16 protein-coding genes are annotated in these 17759 nt (G+C 72.2%); 10 read left to right on the forward strand and 6 right to left on the reverse strand.

What is annotated here, in order from left to right:
* Window positions 1-55: 55 nt before the first annotated feature.
* The gene (locus ACFWM7_RS10745) at window positions 56-1003 is read right to left on the reverse strand and encodes an oxidoreductase (protein WP_383257911.1); all 948 of its coding nucleotides are present in this window, start codon (window positions 1001-1003) and stop codon (window positions 56-58) included.
* A 72-nt stretch (window positions 1004-1075) separates the two neighbouring features.
* On the opposite strand from ACFWM7_RS10745, the gene ACFWM7_RS10750 reads away from it, so the two are divergent.
* A complete protein-coding gene (locus ACFWM7_RS10750; RefSeq protein WP_383257916.1) occupies window positions 1076-1699 on the forward strand; it encodes a TetR family transcriptional regulator in 624 nt (207 codons plus the stop codon).
* 41 nt (window positions 1700-1740) lie between these two features.
* On the opposite strand, the gene ACFWM7_RS10755 is transcribed toward ACFWM7_RS10750, so the two are convergent.
* Window positions 1741-2460: an NUDIX domain-containing protein gene (locus ACFWM7_RS10755; RefSeq protein WP_383257921.1), complete on the reverse strand. Its 720-nt coding sequence runs from the start codon at window positions 2458-2460 to the stop codon at window positions 1741-1743.
* Between the two features lie 129 nt (window positions 2461-2589).
* Between ACFWM7_RS10755 and ACFWM7_RS10760 the strand changes: the two genes are divergently transcribed.
* From ACFWM7_RS10760 to ACFWM7_RS10800, 9 genes are all read left to right on the forward strand, one after another.
* Window positions 2590-3144, forward strand: coding sequence for a DinB family protein (locus ACFWM7_RS10760; protein WP_383257924.1), 555 nt, complete (start codon window positions 2590-2592; stop codon window positions 3142-3144).
* 130 nt (window positions 3145-3274) lie between these two features.
* Window positions 3275-4099 (forward strand): TIGR03084 family metal-binding protein, encoded by an 825-nt coding sequence (locus tag ACFWM7_RS10765; RefSeq protein ID WP_383257931.1) that lies wholly within the window; start codon window positions 3275-3277, stop codon window positions 4097-4099.
* Window positions 4096-5868: an acyclic terpene utilization AtuA family protein gene (locus ACFWM7_RS10770; RefSeq protein ID WP_383257936.1), complete on the forward strand. Its 1773-nt coding sequence runs from the start codon at window positions 4096-4098 to the stop codon at window positions 5866-5868. The genes ACFWM7_RS10765 and ACFWM7_RS10770 overlap by 4 nt, the downstream gene beginning before the upstream one ends.
* Window positions 5865-7463: an acyl-CoA carboxylase subunit beta gene (locus ACFWM7_RS10775; protein WP_383257939.1), complete on the forward strand. Its 1599-nt coding sequence runs from the start codon at window positions 5865-5867 to the stop codon at window positions 7461-7463. The genes ACFWM7_RS10770 and ACFWM7_RS10775 overlap by 4 nt, the downstream gene beginning before the upstream one ends.
* Before the next feature lie 7 nt (window positions 7464-7470).
* Complete coding sequence (locus tag ACFWM7_RS10780; RefSeq protein ID WP_383257942.1) at window positions 7471-9456, forward strand: biotin carboxylase N-terminal domain-containing protein; 1986 nt, start codon at window positions 7471-7473, stop codon at window positions 9454-9456.
* Window positions 9453-10622: an acyl-CoA dehydrogenase family protein gene (locus tag ACFWM7_RS10785; protein ID WP_383257945.1), complete on the forward strand. Its 1170-nt coding sequence runs from the start codon at window positions 9453-9455 to the stop codon at window positions 10620-10622. The genes ACFWM7_RS10780 and ACFWM7_RS10785 overlap by 4 nt, the downstream gene beginning before the upstream one ends.
* Window positions 10623-10784: 162 nt before the next feature.
* On the forward strand, window positions 10785-12386 hold the full coding sequence (locus ACFWM7_RS10790) for a 4-coumarate--CoA ligase family protein (RefSeq protein WP_383257948.1): 1602 nt from the start codon (window positions 10785-10787) through the stop codon (window positions 12384-12386).
* Complete coding sequence (locus tag ACFWM7_RS10795) at window positions 12383-13117, forward strand: enoyl-CoA hydratase family protein (protein WP_383257950.1); 735 nt, start codon at window positions 12383-12385, stop codon at window positions 13115-13117. The genes ACFWM7_RS10790 and ACFWM7_RS10795 overlap by 4 nt, the downstream gene beginning before the upstream one ends.
* On the forward strand, window positions 13105-13734 hold the full coding sequence (locus tag ACFWM7_RS10800; RefSeq protein ID WP_383257957.1) for a TetR/AcrR family transcriptional regulator: 630 nt from the start codon (window positions 13105-13107) through the stop codon (window positions 13732-13734). The genes ACFWM7_RS10795 and ACFWM7_RS10800 overlap by 13 nt, the downstream gene beginning before the upstream one ends.
* Window positions 13735-13780: 46 nt before the next feature.
* Here the strand turns inward: ACFWM7_RS10800 and ACFWM7_RS10805 are convergent, their stop codons facing one another.
* From ACFWM7_RS10805 to ACFWM7_RS10820, 4 genes are read right to left on the reverse strand one after another with little or no spacing between them, the layout of a single operon-like run.
* Entirely contained in the window at window positions 13781-15082 is a 1302-nt protein-coding gene (locus ACFWM7_RS10805) for a YrhB domain-containing protein (RefSeq protein ID WP_383257962.1), read from the reverse strand.
* A gap of 1 nt (window position 15083) precedes the next feature.
* Window positions 15084-15389: a YrhB domain-containing protein gene (locus tag ACFWM7_RS10810; RefSeq protein WP_383257967.1), complete on the reverse strand. Its 306-nt coding sequence runs from the start codon at window positions 15387-15389 to the stop codon at window positions 15084-15086.
* Window positions 15390-17096, reverse strand: coding sequence for a putative T7SS-secreted protein (locus ACFWM7_RS10815; RefSeq protein ID WP_383257969.1), 1707 nt, complete (start codon window positions 17094-17096; stop codon window positions 15390-15392). It lies immediately after the preceding gene.
* Window positions 17096-17752, reverse strand: coding sequence for a hypothetical protein (locus tag ACFWM7_RS10820; RefSeq protein ID WP_383257973.1), 657 nt, complete (start codon window positions 17750-17752; stop codon window positions 17096-17098). Before ACFWM7_RS10820 ends, ACFWM7_RS10815 begins: the two co-directional genes overlap by 1 nt.
* Between the last annotated feature and the right edge of the window lie 7 nt (window positions 17753-17759).

Here is a 17759-nt window from a genome sequence, read left to right on the forward strand (position 1 = left end):
GATTTACGGCCCTGCCGTGCGGCAGGGCCGTAGACGGCGAGGCCCTATCCGATCCTCACACCGACGCCGGGAACGCGAAGCGGACGTCGGTCAGCTGTTCCGACACCTCCCACAGCCGCCGCCCGGTCCCGGCGTCGGCGGCCGTAGCGGCGAGCGGTACCCGGGTCGGTCCGCCGCGCAGCTCTCCGCGGCCGTCCGGGCCGATCAGCTCGCCGCCCCGCACGCCCGGGGCCGTCGCCGCGTACAGCTGCGGAAGTGCGCCCGCGTCGGGTTGTTGGGCGAGGGGGCGGAGGACGGTGCCGAACAGCACTTTCACCAGGCCGGTCGGCCCGCTCGTCTGCAAGTGGGTGGCGGTGTAGCCGGGGTGCGCGAGCACGCTGCGGACCGGGCTCCCGGATGCGGCCAGCCGCCGGTGCAGCTCGTGGCCGAAGACGGCGTTGGCGAGTTTCGACCGGTCGTAGAAGGTCATCGGGCGATAGGCGTGTTCGCCGTTCAGGTCGTCGAAGTCCAGGTGCGCCTTGCGGTGGTTGACCGAGGTGACCGTGACGACGCGGGGGTCGCGCCCCTCGGCCAGCAGGTCGAGCAGCAGCCCCGTGAGCGCGAAGTGGCCGAGGTGGTTGCAGGCGAACTGCAGCTCGTGTCCCTGCGCGCTCGTCGAGCGGGGCGGCGCCATCACCCCGGCGTTGTTGACCAGGAGGTCCAGCCGGGAGCGGTCGGCGTGCAGGGCTTCGGAGAACGCCCGTACGGAGTCGAGATCGGCCAGGTCGAGGCGGCGCACCTCGACGGAGGCCCCCGGCCGGCCGCCCGTGATGTCGGCGGCGGCCCGGCGCCCCTTCTCCTCGTCGCGCACGGCGAGGATCACGTGCCCGCCCCGGTGGACGAGAGCCCGGGCGGTCGCCAGGCCGAGGCCGCTGTTGGCTCCGGTGACCACGGACACCCGGCCGGTCTGGTCGGGGATCTGCTCGGCGGTCCAGCGCTGCTTCTGCGTCGCATCCAGTGTCATGTGGCATACGTTGTCTCTCATGGCACCAGCTGTCAATAAGTCACCAGGTGTCATTGATGGCATGGCGCTACGATGGTGGGTGTGAGCCTCCGCCCCGAAGTCACCATGGCCCAGCGCAAGCGTCAGCTCGTCTCCGACGAGCTGACCGAGTCGGCGCTCCAGCTGATGGCACAGGAAGGGTTCGACGCGGTCACGGTGGACGCGATCGCGGCCGCCGCCGGAGTGTCCAAGCGGACGTTCTTCCGGTACTTCGCGTCCAAGGAGGACGTGGTCGTCCAGTTCCTGGCCGACATGGGGGCGGGCATGCACGCCGAACTGGCCGCCCGCCCCGGGGCCGAACCCCCCTCCACCGCGCTGCGGCACGCCGTCTGGGTCGCCATGGCCGCCTGCGCCGACGGAGCCGAGCACTCCGGCCGGGCCCTGCGGGTCGTCCAGCTGATCCTGCGCACCCCCGCCCTGCGCGCCCGCTTCCTGGAGCACCAGGCGCAGTGGCGCGACGACCTCGCCGCGGAGACGGCCCGCCGCCGGGGGCTCCACCCGGAGGCGGACCTCTACCCGCGCCTCGCCGCCGGGGCGGCGCTCGTCGCGTTCGACACCGTGCTGCGGCGCTGGAGCGACAGCGACGGGGCGGAGGATCCCGCCGCGCTCACGGACCGGGCGTTCGCTCTGCTCGCCCCGGCCCTGGACGCCGTTTAGGGGCGTCGCGGCGCGCGTAGGGACGTCTCAGCGCCCGCGCCTCACCAACTGCACGTCGGGCCCAGCTCCGTGATGGAGTCGGACAGTTCCGCCGGGCGCCCGGGCCACCCCGCCCGGTGCCAGTGCTCGATGCGCCAGGACAGCCGCCGGGGCCACAGCGGGGTGACGGGCAGTCGCTCCACCGGCACCCAGACCGGGGCGCCGCCGTAGTTGTCCAGCGTCTCGGGCGGACCGACCTCGCCGGTCGCGGACACGAGGAAGTAGTGCTCGTGCCGGCCGTCCTTCCAGATTCGCGCGATCTCGGGCCCGACGGTCCCGGCAAGGCCGGTCTCCTCGCCCAGCTCACGCAGGACGGCCGCTTCCAGCGATTCGCCCTGCTCGACCCCGCCGCCGGGAATCTCGTAGTGCGACCCGCCGCCCTCCTCGGTGAAGCGGATCAGCAGCACGGCCCCGTCGCGGATGACGACCGCCCCGGCCCGCACCCGTACCGGCGCCACCGACGCCGGGTCGACCAGCGCCACCGGGTCCTGCGGCGCCGCGCCCTTCGACCAGGCACGCAGGACCGTCTCCGCCGTCCCGGCGGGCCGGATCCGGGCGTGCAGGGCCTCCGCCAGGGGCAGAGCGACGCGCAGTACGTCGACGGAGCCCCCGGGGCCACCGCCGGGGAAGGCGTGGTACGCGCCCTCGGCGTCGTGGTGGAGCTCCAGGATCAGCTTGTCCGCGTCGAACAGGACGGTCACCGCGCGCGTTTCGGCAGTCATCGACGGAGGTTAACGCGGACCGCCGCCCCGCCGCCGCCGGAATGCCTCCGTCCGTACGGCGGCGGAGCCTACAGTCGCCGGATCGAGTCCCGTACGCACGCACTGTTCCGCCCGCCAGGAGGCCCCGCCATGAAACCGACCGCATCGACCGGCAGTGGGCCGGGCGCCGGTGAACGCCACGACCTGCTGGTCCTGGTCGCCGACCAGCGCACCAACTTCCTCTACGCGGTCGCCGGGCTCACCGACGAGCAGGCACGCACCTGTTCGACGGTCAGCGAGCTGACCCTCGGCGGCATCGTCAAGCACCTCGCCGACGTGCAGCGCAGCTGGCTGTCCGTGATCGACGGCACCGCCGCCCCCGAGGTCGGCTGGGCCGACCTCGACCCGGACGGCAACCGGATGACCGACGACGAAACCCTCGCCGCCCACGTCGACGCCTTCCACGCCGCGGCGGAGGCGTTCGACCGCGCCGTCCGCGAGGAGGCCGATCTCGACCGGGAGGTCACGCTGCCGCGCTACCCCTGGTCACCGCCGCAGCCCGTCGTCTGGACCGTCCGTCACGTGCTGCTGCACGTGTTCCGCGAGATCGCCCACCACAGCGGTCACGCCGACATCGTGCGCGAGGCGCTCGACGGGGCCAGCACCACCGAACAGATGGCGAAGGCGGCCATGGGCGGCGAATGAGGGCGGCCGGGGTGGCGCGCCGAGCGCCACCCCGCACACCCCGGGCAGAAAATCATGCAAGCGTGCTTGATTGTTTCCTGGCGCGCTGCCATGCTCCTGGGCACCACACCCGGTCCCGAGGGGAGCGCACGTGTCCGCTGTCGTAGCCGTGATCGACGATCTGCGCGAGGAGAGCGACGAACTCGACGCCCTGGTAGGGATGTTGGACGCCCCGGGCTGGCGCGGTCCGACGCCCGCCGAGCGGTGGACCGTCGCCCACCAGATCGCCCACCTCAGCTGGACCGACGAGGTCGCGCTACTGGCCGCGACCGAGCCGGACCGGTTCGGCGACGAGGTGGCCAAGGCCCTGGCTGCCCCGGAGTCCTTTGTCGACGAGGCCGCCGACGCCCTGGTCGCCGCCCACGCCCCGGACGCCCTGCTCGCCCGCTGGCGGGAGGGGCGGCAGCGGCTCGACAAGGTCCTCCGCGATGCCCCGGACGGCACCCGGATCCCCTGGTACGGGCCGCCGATGAGCGTCGCGTCCATGGCGACCGCCCGGCTCATGGAGACCTGGGCGCACGGCCAGGACATCGCCGACGCCCTCGGGGTGGCCCGGACCCCCACCGCCCGGCTCCGCCATGTGGCGCGGATCGGCGTACGGGCCCGGAACTACGCCTACGCGGTACGCGGGATCACCGCGCCCGAGGAGGAGTTCCGCGTCGAACTCCACGTCCCGGCGGGCGAGATGATCGCGTACGGCCCCGAGGGCGCCGCCCAGCGGGTCACCGGCCCGCTCCTCGACTTCTGCCTCCTGGTCACCCAGCGCGCCCACCGCTCCGACCTCGCGGTCACCGCCGAGGGGCGCGACGCCGACCAGTGGCTCGGCATCGCCCAGGCCTTCGCCGGCCCGCCCGGGCCGGGCCGACTGCCCCGCGCGGAGCGTGCCGACCGCGCCGAACAGGAAGGCCACCGGTGAACGCGGCCCCCGAACCCACCCCCGAGGCCGCCGCCGGACCCGGACCCGCCCCCGTCCTCCGCATCGGCAACGCCTCCGGCTTCTACGGCGACCGCTTCGACGCCCTGCGGGAGATGCTCACCGGCGGCCCCCTCGACGTCCTCACTGGCGACTACCTCGCCGAGCTGACCATGCTCATCCTCGGCCGCAGCCGGCTCAAGGACCCGCAGAAGGGCTACGCCACCACCTTCCTGCGCCAGCTGGAGGAAGGGCTCGGCCTCGCCCATGAGCGCGGGGTGAAGATCGTCACCAACGCGGGCGGCCTGAACCCGGCCGGACTCGCGGACGCCGTACGGAAGTTGGCGGCCACGGTCGGTGTGCCGGTGCGCGTCGCCCACGTCGAGGGCGACAGCTTCCCCGTCCCGGACGGGTTCCTCACCGCCAACGCCTACCTCGGCGGCTCCGGGATCGCCGCCTGCCTGCGGGCCGGGGCCGATGTCGTCGTCACCGGCCGGGTCACCGACGCGGCCCTCGTCACCGGGCCCGCCGCCGCCCACTTCGGCTGGGGCCCGGACGACCTGGACGCGCTCGCGGGGGCCGTGGTCGCCGGGCACGTTCTGGAGTGCGGTACGCAGGCGACCGGCGGCAACTACGCGTTCTTCGGCGAGCACGACGCCCGCCGCCTCCGCCGCCCCGGCTTCCCGCTCGCCGAGATCCACGCCGACGGCTCGTCCGTCATCACCAAGCACGACGGTACGGGCGGCGTCGTCGACCTCGGCACGGTCACCGCCCAACTCCTGTACGAGACCGGGGCAGCCCGGTACGCGGGCCCCGATGTCACCGCTCGCCTCGACACCGTGACGCTCACCCCGGACGGCCCCGACCGGGTCCGCATCGACGGCGTACGCGGCGAGGCCCCGCCGCCCACGCTCAAGGCCGGGCTCACCCGGCTCGGCGGCTGGCGCAACGAGGTCGTGTTCGTCCTCACCGGCCTCGACATCGAGGCCAAGGCGGCACTTGTGAAGGACCAGTTCGCCGACGCCATGGAGCGGGGCGGCGGCCGCCCGCCCGCCGAGGCGCGCTGGGAGCTGGCCCGTACCGACCACGCCGACGCCGACACCGAGGAGCGGGCCGGCGCCCTGCTCCGGCTCGTCGTCCGCGACCAGGACGCCGAGGCGGTCGGCCGGACCGTCTCCGGGGCCGCCGTGGAGCTGGCCCTCGGCAGCTACCCGGGCTTCCACCTCACCGCCCCGCCCGGAAAGGGCGCGCCCTACGGGGTGTTCGAGGCGATCCCCGTACCGGCGGGAGACGTCGAGCACACCGCAGTGCTGCCGGACGGCACCCGGCAGATCATGGAACCACCCGCCCGCACACAGGAGTTGGTCGAGGTCGACGAGCCGCCGCTGCCCGCCCCGTACCCCTCAGGACCCACCCGGCGCGCCCCTCTCGGGCTCATCGCGGGTGCTCGCAGCGGCGACAAGGGCGGCGACGCCAACGTGGGCGTCTGGGTGCGTGACGGCGACGCCTGGCGGTGGCTGGCACACGAGTTGAGCGTCGAGCGATTCAAGGAACTGCTGCCGGAGACAGCCGACCTGCCCGTCGTCCGCCACGTCCTGCCGGGCCTCCGCGCCCTGAACTTCACCGTCCACGGCCTCCTGGGCGAAGGCGTCGCCGCCCAGGCCCGGTTCGACCCGCAGGCCAAGGCGCTGGGGGAGTGGCTGCGGTCCCGGTGGCTGCCCGTCCCCGTACCGCTCCTGGCAGACGCCCCCCTCCCGGAGGTGACCGCATGACCGTCCTGCCCACCGCGCTCGACACCAACAGCCCCGAGTACGCGGCGAATCGGGCATCCATGGCGGACAAGCTCGCCGAGCTGGAGACCGAGCACGCCAAGGCGCTCGCCGGCGGCGGCGAGAAGTACGTGACCCGGCACCGCAAGCGCGGCAAGCTCCCGGCCCGGGAGCGGATCGAGCTGCTCGTCGACCCCGACACCCCGTTCCTGGAGCTGTCGCCGCTGGCCGCCTGGGGCAGCGATTACGCCGTCGGGGCTTCGCTCGTCACCGGGATCGGGGTGGTCGAGGGCGTCGAATGCCTGATCACCGCCAACGACCCGACCGTGCGCGGCGGGGCGTCGAACCCCTGGACGCTCAAGAAGGCCCTGCGCGCCAACGAGATCGCCTTCGCCAACCGCCTCCCTGCCATCAGCCTGGTCGAGTCGGGCGGGGCCGACCTGCCGTCCCAGAAGGAGATCTTCATCCCCGGCGGGGCGCTCTTCCGCGACATCACCCGGCTCTCCGCCGCCGGGATCCCCACCGTGGCCGTCGTGTTCGGCAACTCCACCGCCGGAGGCGCGTACGTCCCCGGCATGTCCGACCACACGGTGATGATCAAGGAGCAGTCCAAGGTCTTCCTCGGCGGACCGCCCCTGGTGAAGATGGCCACCGGCGAGGAGAGCGACGACGAATCCCTCGGCGGGGCCGAGATGCACGCCCGCACCTCCGGGCTCGCCGACCACTTCGCCGCAGACGAGCACGACGCGATCCGTCAGGCCCGCCGGATCGTCGCCCGGCTCAACTGGCGCAAGGCGCACGCCGATCCGGGCCCCGCCGAGCCGCCGAAGTACGACGAGGACGAGCTGCTCGGCATCGTCCCCGGCGACCTGAAGGCCCCGTTCGACCCGCGCGAGGTCATCGCCCGCCTGGTCGACGGCTCGGACTTCGACACCTTCAAGCCGCTGTACGGGCCGAGCCTGGTCACCGGCTGGGCGCGGCTCCACGGCTACCCGGTCGGCATCCTCGCCAACGCGCAAGGGGTGCTGTTCAGCGAGGAGTCGCAGAAAGCCGCGCAATTCATCCAGCTCGCCAATCAGCGCGACATCCCGCTCCTCTTCCTCCACAACACCACCGGCTACATGGTCGGCAAGGAGTACGAACAGGGCGGCATCATCAAGCACGGCGCGATGATGATCAACGCGGTGGCGAACTCCAAGGTCCCGCATCTGTCGGTCCTGATGGGCGCGTCCTACGGGGCCGGGCACTACGGCATGTGCGGCCGCGCCTACGACCCGCGCTTCCTCTTCGCCTGGCCCAGCAGCAAGTCCGCCGTCATGGGCCCGCAGCAGCTCGCGGGCGTCCTCTCCATCGTCGCCCGCGCCTCGGCCGCCGCGAAGGGTCAGCCGTACGACGACGAGGCGGACGCCGGGCTGCGCGCCATGGTGGAGCAGCAGATCGAGGCGGAGTCGCTGCCGGTGTTCCTGTCCGGGCGGCTGTACGACGACGGGGTCATCGACCCGCGCGACACCCGGACCGTCCTCGGGATGTGCCTGTCCGCGATCCACACCGCACCGGTCGAGGGCGCCCGTGGCGGCTTCGGCGTCTTCCGGATGTGAGGCCCAGATGACCATCACCACGTTGCTCGTCGCCAACCGGGGCGAGATCGCCTGCCGGATCTTCCGCACCTGCCGCGACCTGGGCATCACCACGGTCGCTGTGTACTCCGACGTGGACGCCGACGCCCTGCACGTACGGGAGGCCGACCTCGCCGTACGCCTGCCGGGCGCGGCTCCCGCCGACACCTATCTGCGCGGCGACCTCGTCGTGGCCGCAGCCCTGGCCGCCGGGGCGGACGCCGTGCACCCCGGCTACGGCTTCCTCTCCGAGAACGCCGCCTTTGCCGCCGCCGTGCAGGACGCGGGGCTCGCGTGGGTGGGGCCCCCGGTGAAGGCCATCGAGCTGATGGCGTCCAAGACCCGGGCCAAGGAGCTGATGGCCGGGGCCGGGGTGCCGTTGCTGGCCCCCGTGGATCCGGCGACGGCGGGCCCCGGCGATCTGCCGCTGCTGCTGAAGGCCGCCTCCGGCGGGGGCGGTCGAGGCATGCGCATCGTCCGTGAACTCGACTCGCTGCCGGGCGAGTTGCTGGCGGCCGCCGCCGAGGCCGCGTCGGCCTTCGGGGACGGGGAGGTGTTCGCCGAGCCGTACGTGGAGCGCGGCCGGCACGTCGAGGTGCAGGTGATGGCGGACGCGCACGGCACCGTGTGGGCGCTCGGCACCCGGGACTGCTCGCTGCAACGCCGCCACCAGAAGGTCGTCGAGGAGGCCCCCGCGCCTGGCCTGGACGACGCCCTGCGCGACCGGCTGCACGAGGCGGCGGTGGCGGCGGCCCGGGCGGTCGGCTACCGGGGCGCGGGGACCGTGGAGTTCCTGGTCTCCGCCGAGGGCCGCCCGTACTTCCTGGAGATGAACACCCGCCTCCAGGTCGAACACCCGGTCACGGAAGCCGTGTTCGGACTCGACCTGGTCGCCCTGCAGCTGCGCGTCGCGGAGGGCGAGCCGCTGCCGGCCCCCGCGCCCCCGCAGCCGTCCGGCCACGCGGTGGAGGCCCGGCTCTACGCCGAGGACCCGGCCCGCGACTGGCAGCCGCAGGCCGGTGCGCTGCTCACCCTGGAGGTGCCGGAGGGCCCCGGCCTGCGCCTGGACACCGGGTACACCGGCGGCGACACGATCGGCGTGCACTACGACCCGATGATCGCCAAGGTGATCGCCCACGCCCCGACCCGCACCGAGGCCGTCCGCCTGCTGGCCCGCGCGCTGGCGCGGGCCCGGATCCACGGGCCGGTGACCAACCGCGACCTGCTCGTACGCTCCCTGCGCCACCCGGACTTCGCGGCGGCCCGCCTGGACACCGGGTTCTACGACCGGCACCTGGCGGAGCTGACCGGCCCGGGAGCCGGTGACCCCGCTACGGCCGCTCTGGCCGCCGCCCTGGCGGAAGCCGTACGCCCCGCCCAGGCCGGGGCGCCGGCCCCCACCCGCTTCGGGGCCTGGCGCAACGTGCCCTCGCAGCCCCAGCGGAAGCGCTACCGCAGCGAGCCGGACGGAGCCGAGCACGAGGTCGCCTACCGGACCCCGCGCACCGGGATCCCGGAACCGTACGAGGCCCCGGGCGTCCGGGTCCTGGCCGCCGCCCCCGACCGCGTCACCCTCGAAGTGGACGGCGTGACACGGCACTTCGCTGTGACGGTAAACGCCGACCGGGTCCACGTGGACGCCCCCGACGCCTCGTACACGTTCACCGCCCTGCCCCGCTTCACCGACCCCGCCACGCACACCGCCCCCGGCTCCCTGCTCGCCCCGATGCCCGGGACCGTCGTCCGCCTCGCGGAGGGTCTGGCCGCCGGGGCCGCCGTCGAGGCCGGGCAGCCGCTGATCTGGCTGGAGGCGATGAAGATGGAGCACCGCATCCTCGCGCCCGCCTCCGGCACCCTCACCGCCCTGCACGCCGCCCCCGGCCACCAGGTCGAGGTCGGCGCGCTGCTCGCCGTGGTCCAGGAGGACCCGGCCGCCACCCCCGTACCCGTTCCCGTACCGGAGGAGACCGCATGAGCACCGCACGCACCGTCCTCGAAACCGAAGAGCACCAGGCCCTGCGCGCCGCCGTCGCCGCCCTCGGGAAGCGGTACGGGCGCGACTACATGACCACCGTCATCCGCGAGGGCAAGCACACCGACGAACTGTGGGCGGAGGCCGCGAAGCTCGGCTACCTCGGGGTGAACCTCCCCGAGGAGTACGGCGGCGGGGGCGGCGGTATGGCCGAACTCTCCATCGTGCTGGAGGAGTTGGGTGCGGCCGGCTCGCCGCTCCTGATGATGATCGTGTCGCCCGCGATCTGCGGCACGGTCATCGCCCGCTTCGGCACGCAGGAGCAGAAGCGGCAGTGGCTGCCGGGTCTCGCCGACGGCAGCCTCACCATGGCCTTCGGCATCACCGAACCCGACGCCGGCTCCAACTCCCACCGCATCACCACCACCGCCCGCCGCGACGGCGACGACTGGGTCCTCACCGGCCGCAAGGTCTTCGTCTCGGGTGTCGACATAGCCGACGCGACCCTGATCGTCGGCCGCACCGAGGACGCCCGCTCGGGGAAGCTGAAGCCCTGCCTGTTCATCGTCCCGCGCGAGGCCCCCGGGTTCGGGCGGAACCAGATCGACATGGAACTCCACGCCCCGGAGAAGCAGTTCGAGCTGGTCCTCGACGACGTACGGCTGCCGGCCGACGCCCTGGTCGGCGACGAGGACGCGGGCCTGCTCCAGCTCTTCGCCGGGCTCAACCCCGAGCGGATCATGACGGCCGCGTTCGGCATCGGCATGGGCCGCTTCGCGCTCTCCAAGGCCGTCGAGTACGCCCGTACCCGGCAGGTCTGGAAGGCCCCGATCGGCTCCCACCAGGCCATCGCGCACCCGCTCGCCACCGCGCACATCGACCTGGAGCTGTCGCGCCTGATGATGCAGAAGGCGGCCCGGCTGTACGACGAGGGCGACGACATCGGGGCGGGCGAGGCGGCGAACATGGCGAAGTACGCGGCGGGGGAGGCGTGCGTGAAGGCCGTCGACCAGGCGGTGCACACCCTCGGCGGCAACGGCCTGACCCGGGAGTACGGCCTCGCGTCCCTGATCACCGCGTCGCGGGTGGCCCGGATCGCCCCGGTCAGCCGGGAGATGATCCTGAACTACGTCTCGCACCAGTCGCTGGGCCTGCCGAAGTCGTACTAGCCGTTCTCTTTGATCTGATTCCGTCCGACCCCTCCCCATCCCGCCCCCACAGGGGTGATTCTTACCCCTCACAGGGGGTTTCCGCCCCCACGCTCCACACCCGCACGGCGTCCCGCGCCGCCACCCGGGCGGCGCGGTCCACCGCGACGACAGGGGACCGCCATGGTGTTCCGCAGCGAGTACGCAGACGTAACGGCCCTCGACACGCCCATCCACGACGCGGTACTCGGCGGCGCCGCCGGGTTCGGCGAGACCGTCGCCCTGATCGACGCGACGAACGGCATGTCCCTCACGTACGCCCAGCTCGACGGCTTCCACCGGCGGATCGCCGCCGCACTCGCGGAGGCCGGGCTCCGGAAGGGCGATGTGCTCGCCCTGCACAGCCCGAACACCATCGCCTACCCGGCGGTCTTCTACGGGGCCACCCGGGCCGGGGCCTCCGTCACCACGGTCCACCCGCTGGCCACGCCCGAGGAGTTCGCCAAGCAGCTCGCGGACAGCGGGGCGAAGTGGATCGTCACGGTCTCCCCGCTCCTGGCGACGGCCCGCCGCGCGGCCGAACTCACCGGCGGGGTACGGGAGATCTACGTCTGCGACCAGGCGGAGGGCCACACCTCCGTCCTGGACATGCTGTCCTCCACCGCCCCCGAACCGGAGATCGCCATCGACCCCGGCGAGGACGTCGCGGCCCTGCCGTACAGCTCCGGCACGACGGGCACGCCCAAGGGCGTGATGCTGACGCACCGGTCGATCGCGACCAACCTGGAGCAGCTGAGACCGTTCATCCCGATGGGCGAGGGCGACCGCATCCTGGCCGTCCTCCCCTTCTTCCACATCTACGGCCTGACCGCCCTGATGAACGTGCCGCTGCGCTGCGGCTCGACGGTCGTCGTGCTGCCCCGCTTCGACCTGGCGCAGTTCCTGGAGGCCATCCAGACGCACCGCATCTCCGGCCTGTACGTGGCTCCGCCGATCGTGCTGGCGCTGGCGAAGCACCCGCTGGTGGGGGAGTACGACCTGTCCTCGCTCCAGTACATCGTCAGCGCCGCCGCCCCGCTGGACGCCGAGCTGGCGGCGGCGTGTTCGGCGAGGCTGGGGGTGCCGCCGGTGCGGCAGGCGTACGGGATGACGGAGCTGTCGCCGGGCACGCACGTGGTGCCGCTCTCCGTCGAACAGCCGCCGCCGGGCACGGTCGGCAAGCTGCTGCCGGGCACCGAGATGCGGATCGTGGCCCTGGAGGACCCGGCGAAGGACGCGGAGCCGGGCACGGACGGCGAGATCCTGATCAGGGGCCCGCAGGTGATGAAGGGCTACCTGGGCCGCCCGGACGCGACCGCCGACATGATCGACGACGACGGCTGGGTGCACACGGGCGATGTCGGCCGGACGGACGAGGACGGCTGGCTGTACGTCGTCGACCGGGTGAAGGAGCTGATCAAGTACAAGGGCTACCAGGTCGCCCCCGCCGAGCTGGAGGCCCTGCTGCTGACCCACGAGCAGGTGGCGGACGCGGCGGTGATCGGGGTGTACGACGCGGAGGGCAACGAGGTCCCGAAGGCGTTCCTGGTCCGGGGACCGGGGGCGGGCGGGCTGACGGAGGACGACGTCATGACGTACGTCGCCGAACGCGTCTCCCCGTACAAGAAGGTGCGGCAGGCCGAGTTCATCGAGGCGGTGCCCCGGGCCGCCTCCGGCAAGATCCTCCGGCGCGAGCTGCGCGGCCGGGAGAAGACGGATCATTCGGGAACATCGGAGGAGAAGTGACGCCGATCGTACGGACATGGGACCGGGGCGTGGCGACGCTGACCCTGGACTCCCCGGCCAACCGCAACGCGCTCTCGGCGGTCCTGGTGGGCGCGTTGCGGGAGGCGCTGGCAGCCTGCGCGGCGGACGACACCGTACGGGCGGTGGTGCTGACCCACACGGGGTCGACGTTCTGCGCCGGGGCGGATCTGACGGCGCCGCCGGACCCGGAGGCGTTCGTGGGGCTGATGCGGGAGATCGTGGCGCTGCCGAAGCCGGTGGCGGCCCGGGTGACCGGCCATGTCCGGGCGGGCGGCCTGGGCCTGCTGGCGGCGTGCGACATCGTGGTGGCGGGCGAGGCGTCGACCTTCGCCCTCACCGAGTCCCGGCTCGGCCTGGCCCCGGCGGTCATCTCCCTCACCCTGCTGCCGCGACTGGACCGTACGGCGGCGAACCGCTACTACCTCACCGGTGAGCGGTTCGGCGCGGCCGAGGCGGCCAGGATCTCGCTGGTCACGGAGGCCGCCCAGGACGTGGACAAGGCGCTCGAACCGGTCCTGGACGGTCTGCGGCGGGCCTCGCCGCAGGGGCTGGCCGTATCGAAGGAGCTGGTCACGGCTACGGTGCTGAGGAGCTTCGACCAGGACGCCGAAGACCTCGTCGCCCTCTCCGCCGCGCTGTTCGCCTCCGACGAGGCGAGGGAGGGGATGACGGCCTTCCTCGAACGACGGGATCCGGCATGGGTGCGGTGACATCCTCCTCCACTCCTCAAGCGGTGCACCCGCCCACTCCCAGAGCGGGGCACGCGCCCAAGCAGGACCGCAGCCGGGCGACGAGACAACGGCTCCTGGAGGCGGCGGTGGCCTGCCTGGCCGAACACGGCTGGGCGGGCTCCACCGTCTCCGTCGTCGCCGAGCGGGCCGGCGTCTCGCGCGGGGCGGCCCAGCACCACTTCCCGACCCGCGAGGACCTGTTCACCGGGGCGGTGGAGTACGTCGCCGAGGAACGCTCCGCCGCCCTGCGCGCGCTCCCCGTCCAGGGCCGAGCCGAGGTGGTCGCGGCCCTGGTCGACCTCTACACCGGCCCCTTGTTCCGGGCCGCGCTCCAGCTCTGGGTGGCCGCCTCCAACGAGGCCCAGCTGCGCCCGCGCGTCACGGAGCTGGAGGCGCGGGTGGGCCGCGAGACCCACCGCATCGCGGTCGAACTCCTCGGCGCGGACGAGTCCCGGCCCGGGGCCCGGGAAACGGTCCAGGGCCTCCTGGACATGGCACGCGGTCTCGGCCTCGCCAACCTCCTCACCGACGACACCGCCCGACGGGCGCGGGTGGTGGCGCAGTGGGCGGCGCTGGTGGAGGAGGGCCTGGGCTGAACCTCCGGCCGAGGCGCGTACGGCGGCGGCCTCAGCGGTACCGGATTCAGCGGTAGCGGATCACGTGCAGTGTGTGGACTCCGGTGGGATCGAAGGACACGGGCTCCTCGGACGAGCCGTCGAGGAGCAGCACGCCGTCCGCCGTGGTGAGTCCGTTGACGAGCCACCCCACGGCCTCGCGGCCCCGGCCGTCCGTGCGGCGGATCCAGATCAGGGCACGTGAGCCGGCCGGGAAGGACGACAGTTCGTCGACCGCCGACGACCAGACCTGGTGGTCCGACGTCGACAGGACGGGCCCGAGCTCGGCGAGGGTCGGCTCGAACCACGAGGCACGCCCGGGCGGGGGCGGCGGCGGGAACGTCCCGGTGCCGGGGCGCCCGCCGGCGTCCCAGTGGGCCAGCCAGTTCCAGGGGTCCGCGTTCGGCAGACCGAACGGCGCGGCGGCGTCCTTGGGGACGACCAGCGTCGCGTCGAGCAGGGTGTCCTGCCAGCGCCCGCCCTCCAGATGGCGTCGCGAGTCGCAGGAGAAGACCCAGCCCCGCCGGGTCTCGTCGCCGACGGCCGGACCGACCAGCTCCGCCTGACCTCCGTACGTGTTCTCCAGCCACAGCCTTGCCTTGGTGACCGCCGCCTCGAAGTCGTACGCCTCCTGCTCCCACGGCTGACGGCGAACCCTCAGCGCCTCCGGCAGAGCCCTGACGAGGACCAGCTCCCGCACATGCTCGGTGTCCAGCCGGGCGAGGGACGACGTCAGGCTGTCGAAGAAGACGACCTGCCCCTGGTGGTTGTGCGCGTAGACCAGATTGCCCGTCGCCTCCAGCCCGCCGATCTCACGGCGCACCCACACCAGGCCACGGCTGTCGGGCCCGTGCTCCGCGACCGCCTTCACGATCTCGTCCCAGCTGTTCACGCTCACGCGCTCGAACTCGGGGAAGTAGCGCCGGGTCAGCCTGCTCCACCAGCCGGGAGCCTCGTCCGAGGGCTGCCAGGCGAGCGCGGTGGAAGGGCTCTTGCCGATAGCCGAGTGCAGGGCCACGACAGCGCCACGGGCGTTGACCCTGCGCCCCTGGTTCTGGACCCGGGCGACGGCTGCCTCGTACGACGCGGCGGGCTCCAGGTCGGCGAGGGGCGCGCTCGGCGAGGGATGGAAGGGGGAGCTGCCGTCCTTGGGCACGACAAGGGAGGACGCCAGCATGGGCGTGTGCGGAAAGCCGGGCTGCTGCACGGTCCGGCAGGCCATGAGCCAGGCCGAGGGCGACTCGGCGACCGGATGGGGCGCCGCCAGTTCCGCGAGCCCGCGGTAGGTATGGGCGAGCCAGGCCGCGGCCTGCTGGTCGGGGCGGAGCATGCTACTGCCCTTTCTTGGGCGGCCAGTTGCCGGAGGCCTGGAGGGCCATGTATTCCGCCGGCGGTGGGAATGTGGGGGCGAAGTGGGCGGCGGAGCCGTCGTGCGGAACGACGACCACGGAGGTGAAGGGGGCCTGAGCGAAATCCCCTGTTTCGATGTGTTCCTTGAAGTCGAAACGCACGGTCCAGCCGTAAGTGAACTCGATGGCCGTCTCCGGGAGCATCACCACGGAGTCCGCCCGGTCCGGGTGACCCACCTTCTTCAGGAAATCGGCGGCGCTGAGCACGGCTTCGTCTCTGGTTGCCATCTAGGGAACTCCATTGCGATAAGGGATGTGTCCGATGGACGTGACGTTTTTCTCCAGCATTCCCAGAGTTCCGCTCTGGCCATCGAGGAAAACGACGCCGTGCGGTGTGTTCACGGCGTTGAAAATATGGGCTGTGCCGTCGGGCCTACTGAGGTAGACGGCGCTTCTCGACCCCTCTCCGCGGGCCTGGAGATCGCGGATGATGTCATCATAACTATTGACGAAGTCGTAGTGTCCCTTAGCCCTGTCCTTCAAGCCGAGCTGCTCCGGCGGGATGTGGTCGCCGCCCGCCTTGGGGGCCGCACCGACCTCGATGCCGTCCATGCGGCGATCCACGGTGACCGTATTGTGGCTGCAGTTCATCGTGTATCCGTGGTGCCCGGTGTTGTTCACATCCCTGAGCCAGGGATACTCGGAATCCAGGAACTCCTGAGCACGCTTCGGGTCGACCGAGTCATAGTGAATCGCCTTCTCTTTCACTGAATCGGTGCCGCGCGCCAGATCGCTCCACTTGGACGGCGTGGGGCCCGGAACGTTGTCTGCGTACTTCAGCCCGAGGCGGGTTCCGCTGCGGGCGAATCCCGCCCCCTTCGTGCCGACGAGTTCGGGGAGAAGCCGGCCGACGAACTCGGAGGGATCCTTCTTGAACCCGTCCACGGCGGCCTGGACGACCCGTTCCGGGTGCGCCGCGGTGGACACCAGACCGGACAGCGTCATGCTGACGTTCTGGGCGTACGCGGCGGGGTGGGTGAGGTTGTAGGGGTCGAGCGGATTGAGCCCCCGGGCGAAATTGACGATTCCGGAGGCGCCTTTGAGGACGCCACCGGCGACGTGGGTCAGCTCGGTGTTCACCGCCTGGTAGCCGTCGGCGATGTTGTCTCCGAGCCGGTCCAGCGGCGGGGGCTCGGCAGGAGCGTGCGCCAGCGCTTCCCTGACCCTGCTCCGGGCCTCCGCGGCAGCCGAGTTCCGCTGCCGGCGGGCCTCGGCCAGCTTGTCCCGCGCCGCCTCGATGTCGGCTCTGCCGGGATCCTTGAAGGGCTCCGGCACCGGACCGGGATCCTGGTCGGCCTTGACCTTCGCGTTGTACGCGTCGATGCGCTGGTTGTACGCCTTCACCGCCTGCTCGGAGGCGAGCTTGCCCTCCTTGTAGAGGACGACAGCTTCTTTGGCCTGAGCCTGAGCCCACTTGACGGTGTCGGCATACCTGGCCAGAGCCTTTCCGGCGGTCTCGCAGGCGTCCGACGCGTGCAGCCACTTCTTGGGCTGCATCTCGACTTTCTGGCGGAAGGCGTCGCCTGCCGCGCCTTTCCAGTGCGCGGAATCGAGACTGCGCATGCCCCGGCCGACCTTGTCGAAGGCCGACTGGAAGTCCGTGAGGTGCTTGGCGCTTTCGGCGATCTTGCCGGGATTGCCGTGGACCAGCTCATTGGCCTCCTCGGTCTGGCCGAGCTGCTGCTCGCCGGGGGTGGCACCGAGGTCGGACGCGACGCCGTCCCCCCAGTCGTGGACGGCATCGGCGGCGCCGTGCAGACCCACGTGGTCCAGGCCGTCGCCGACCTTGTTCGTCCCCCAGTCGACACCTTCGCCGACGAGCCTCTTTCCCTCGTCGATGCCGTCCTCAAGTGCGCCGAGTCCGTCGTTGATGCCGTCCTTGACACCGCCGCCGAGGTCCTTGAGGCCGTCGCCTATGTCGTCGAGAACGCCCATCAGCCTGCGCCTCCCTGCTGCTGTGCGGCCTCGGCGCGTGCCTCGGGAGAGGGGCCGAAGGTGTCGTCCAGCATGCGGTCGTACTCGGCGTCGGAGACACCCATCCCGTGGCGCAGGTTCTCGGGGCTGAGCCCCATCGGTCCGCCGATGGTCCGGGAGGTCATCACATCCCGCCCGGCATCCTTCCAGCCCTGCTCGATGTTCTCCCCCGCCCGCTCCCACGACTCCCGGCTGTAGTCGACGCCGCCGTAGGCGCCCGAGGCGGCGATGTCCTTCCAGCCCTGCTGGGTGACCTCGTCCTCCGAGGCGTACGGATTGCCGATGGCCGCGTTCGTGACGACCTTGAAGGTGCCCTCGATGTACTGCTCGTTCTCGTAGAACGAGCCGGCGGACAGGCCCGTGGCGGCCGCGATTCCGTTGCCTTCGCTAATCAGGGAGCGGACGCCCCACTCCCAGCGCTCGCAGAACGACGAGAATTCCTGCGTGAGTCCTTCTTCGCCCAACTCCAGCCCGGAGAGGGCGATTTCGCTGAATCCGCGTCCCTGCCCGGCCTGACCGACCATGCCCAGCTCTTTCAACTCGCCGAGCGCGTCCGTCAGCCCCTTGGCTATCAGGTTCAGGCCCTGGGTCCTGAGGTCTTCGCCTCCCCCGTTCACGTGCTTC

It is taken from the genome of Streptomyces sp. NPDC058375, assembly GCF_042723425.1.
In the GTDB taxonomy this organism is placed as follows: domain Bacteria; phylum Actinomycetota; class Actinomycetes; order Streptomycetales; family Streptomycetaceae; genus Streptomyces; species Streptomyces durocortorensis.

Excerpts from the sequence above, each read along its gene's own strand:
- ACFWM7_RS10800 (WP_383257957.1), top strand. The coding sequence starts at position 13,105 with ATGGGTGCGGTGACATCCTCCTCCACTCCTCAAGCGGTGCACCCGCCC.
- ACFWM7_RS10815 (WP_383257969.1), bottom strand. The coding sequence starts at position 17,096 with ATGGGCGTTCTCGACGACATAGGCGACGGCCTCAAGGACCTCGGCGGC.
- ACFWM7_RS10780 (WP_383257942.1), top strand. The coding sequence starts at position 7,471 with ATGACCATCACCACGTTGCTCGTCGCCAACCGGGGCGAGATCGCCTGC.
- ACFWM7_RS10760 (WP_383257924.1), top strand. The coding sequence starts at position 2,590 with ATGAAACCGACCGCATCGACCGGCAGTGGGCCGGGCGCCGGTGAACGC.
- ACFWM7_RS10750 (WP_383257916.1), top strand. The coding sequence starts at position 1,076 with ATGGTGGGTGTGAGCCTCCGCCCCGAAGTCACCATGGCCCAGCGCAAG.
- ACFWM7_RS10745 (WP_383257911.1), bottom strand. The coding sequence starts at position 1,003 with ATGACACTGGATGCGACGCAGAAGCAGCGCTGGACCGCCGAGCAGATC.
- ACFWM7_RS10805 (WP_383257962.1), bottom strand. The coding sequence starts at position 15,082 with ATGCTCCGCCCCGACCAGCAGGCCGCGGCCTGGCTCGCCCATACCTAC.
- ACFWM7_RS10785 (WP_383257945.1), top strand. The coding sequence starts at position 9,453 with ATGAGCACCGCACGCACCGTCCTCGAAACCGAAGAGCACCAGGCCCTG.
- ACFWM7_RS10790 (WP_383257948.1), top strand. The coding sequence starts at position 10,785 with ATGGTGTTCCGCAGCGAGTACGCAGACGTAACGGCCCTCGACACGCCC.
- ACFWM7_RS10775 (WP_383257939.1), top strand. The coding sequence starts at position 5,865 with ATGACCGTCCTGCCCACCGCGCTCGACACCAACAGCCCCGAGTACGCG.
- ACFWM7_RS10810 (WP_383257967.1), bottom strand. The coding sequence starts at position 15,389 with ATGGCAACCAGAGACGAAGCCGTGCTCAGCGCCGCCGATTTCCTGAAG.
- ACFWM7_RS10755 (WP_383257921.1), bottom strand. The coding sequence starts at position 2,460 with ATGACTGCCGAAACGCGCGCGGTGACCGTCCTGTTCGACGCGGACAAG.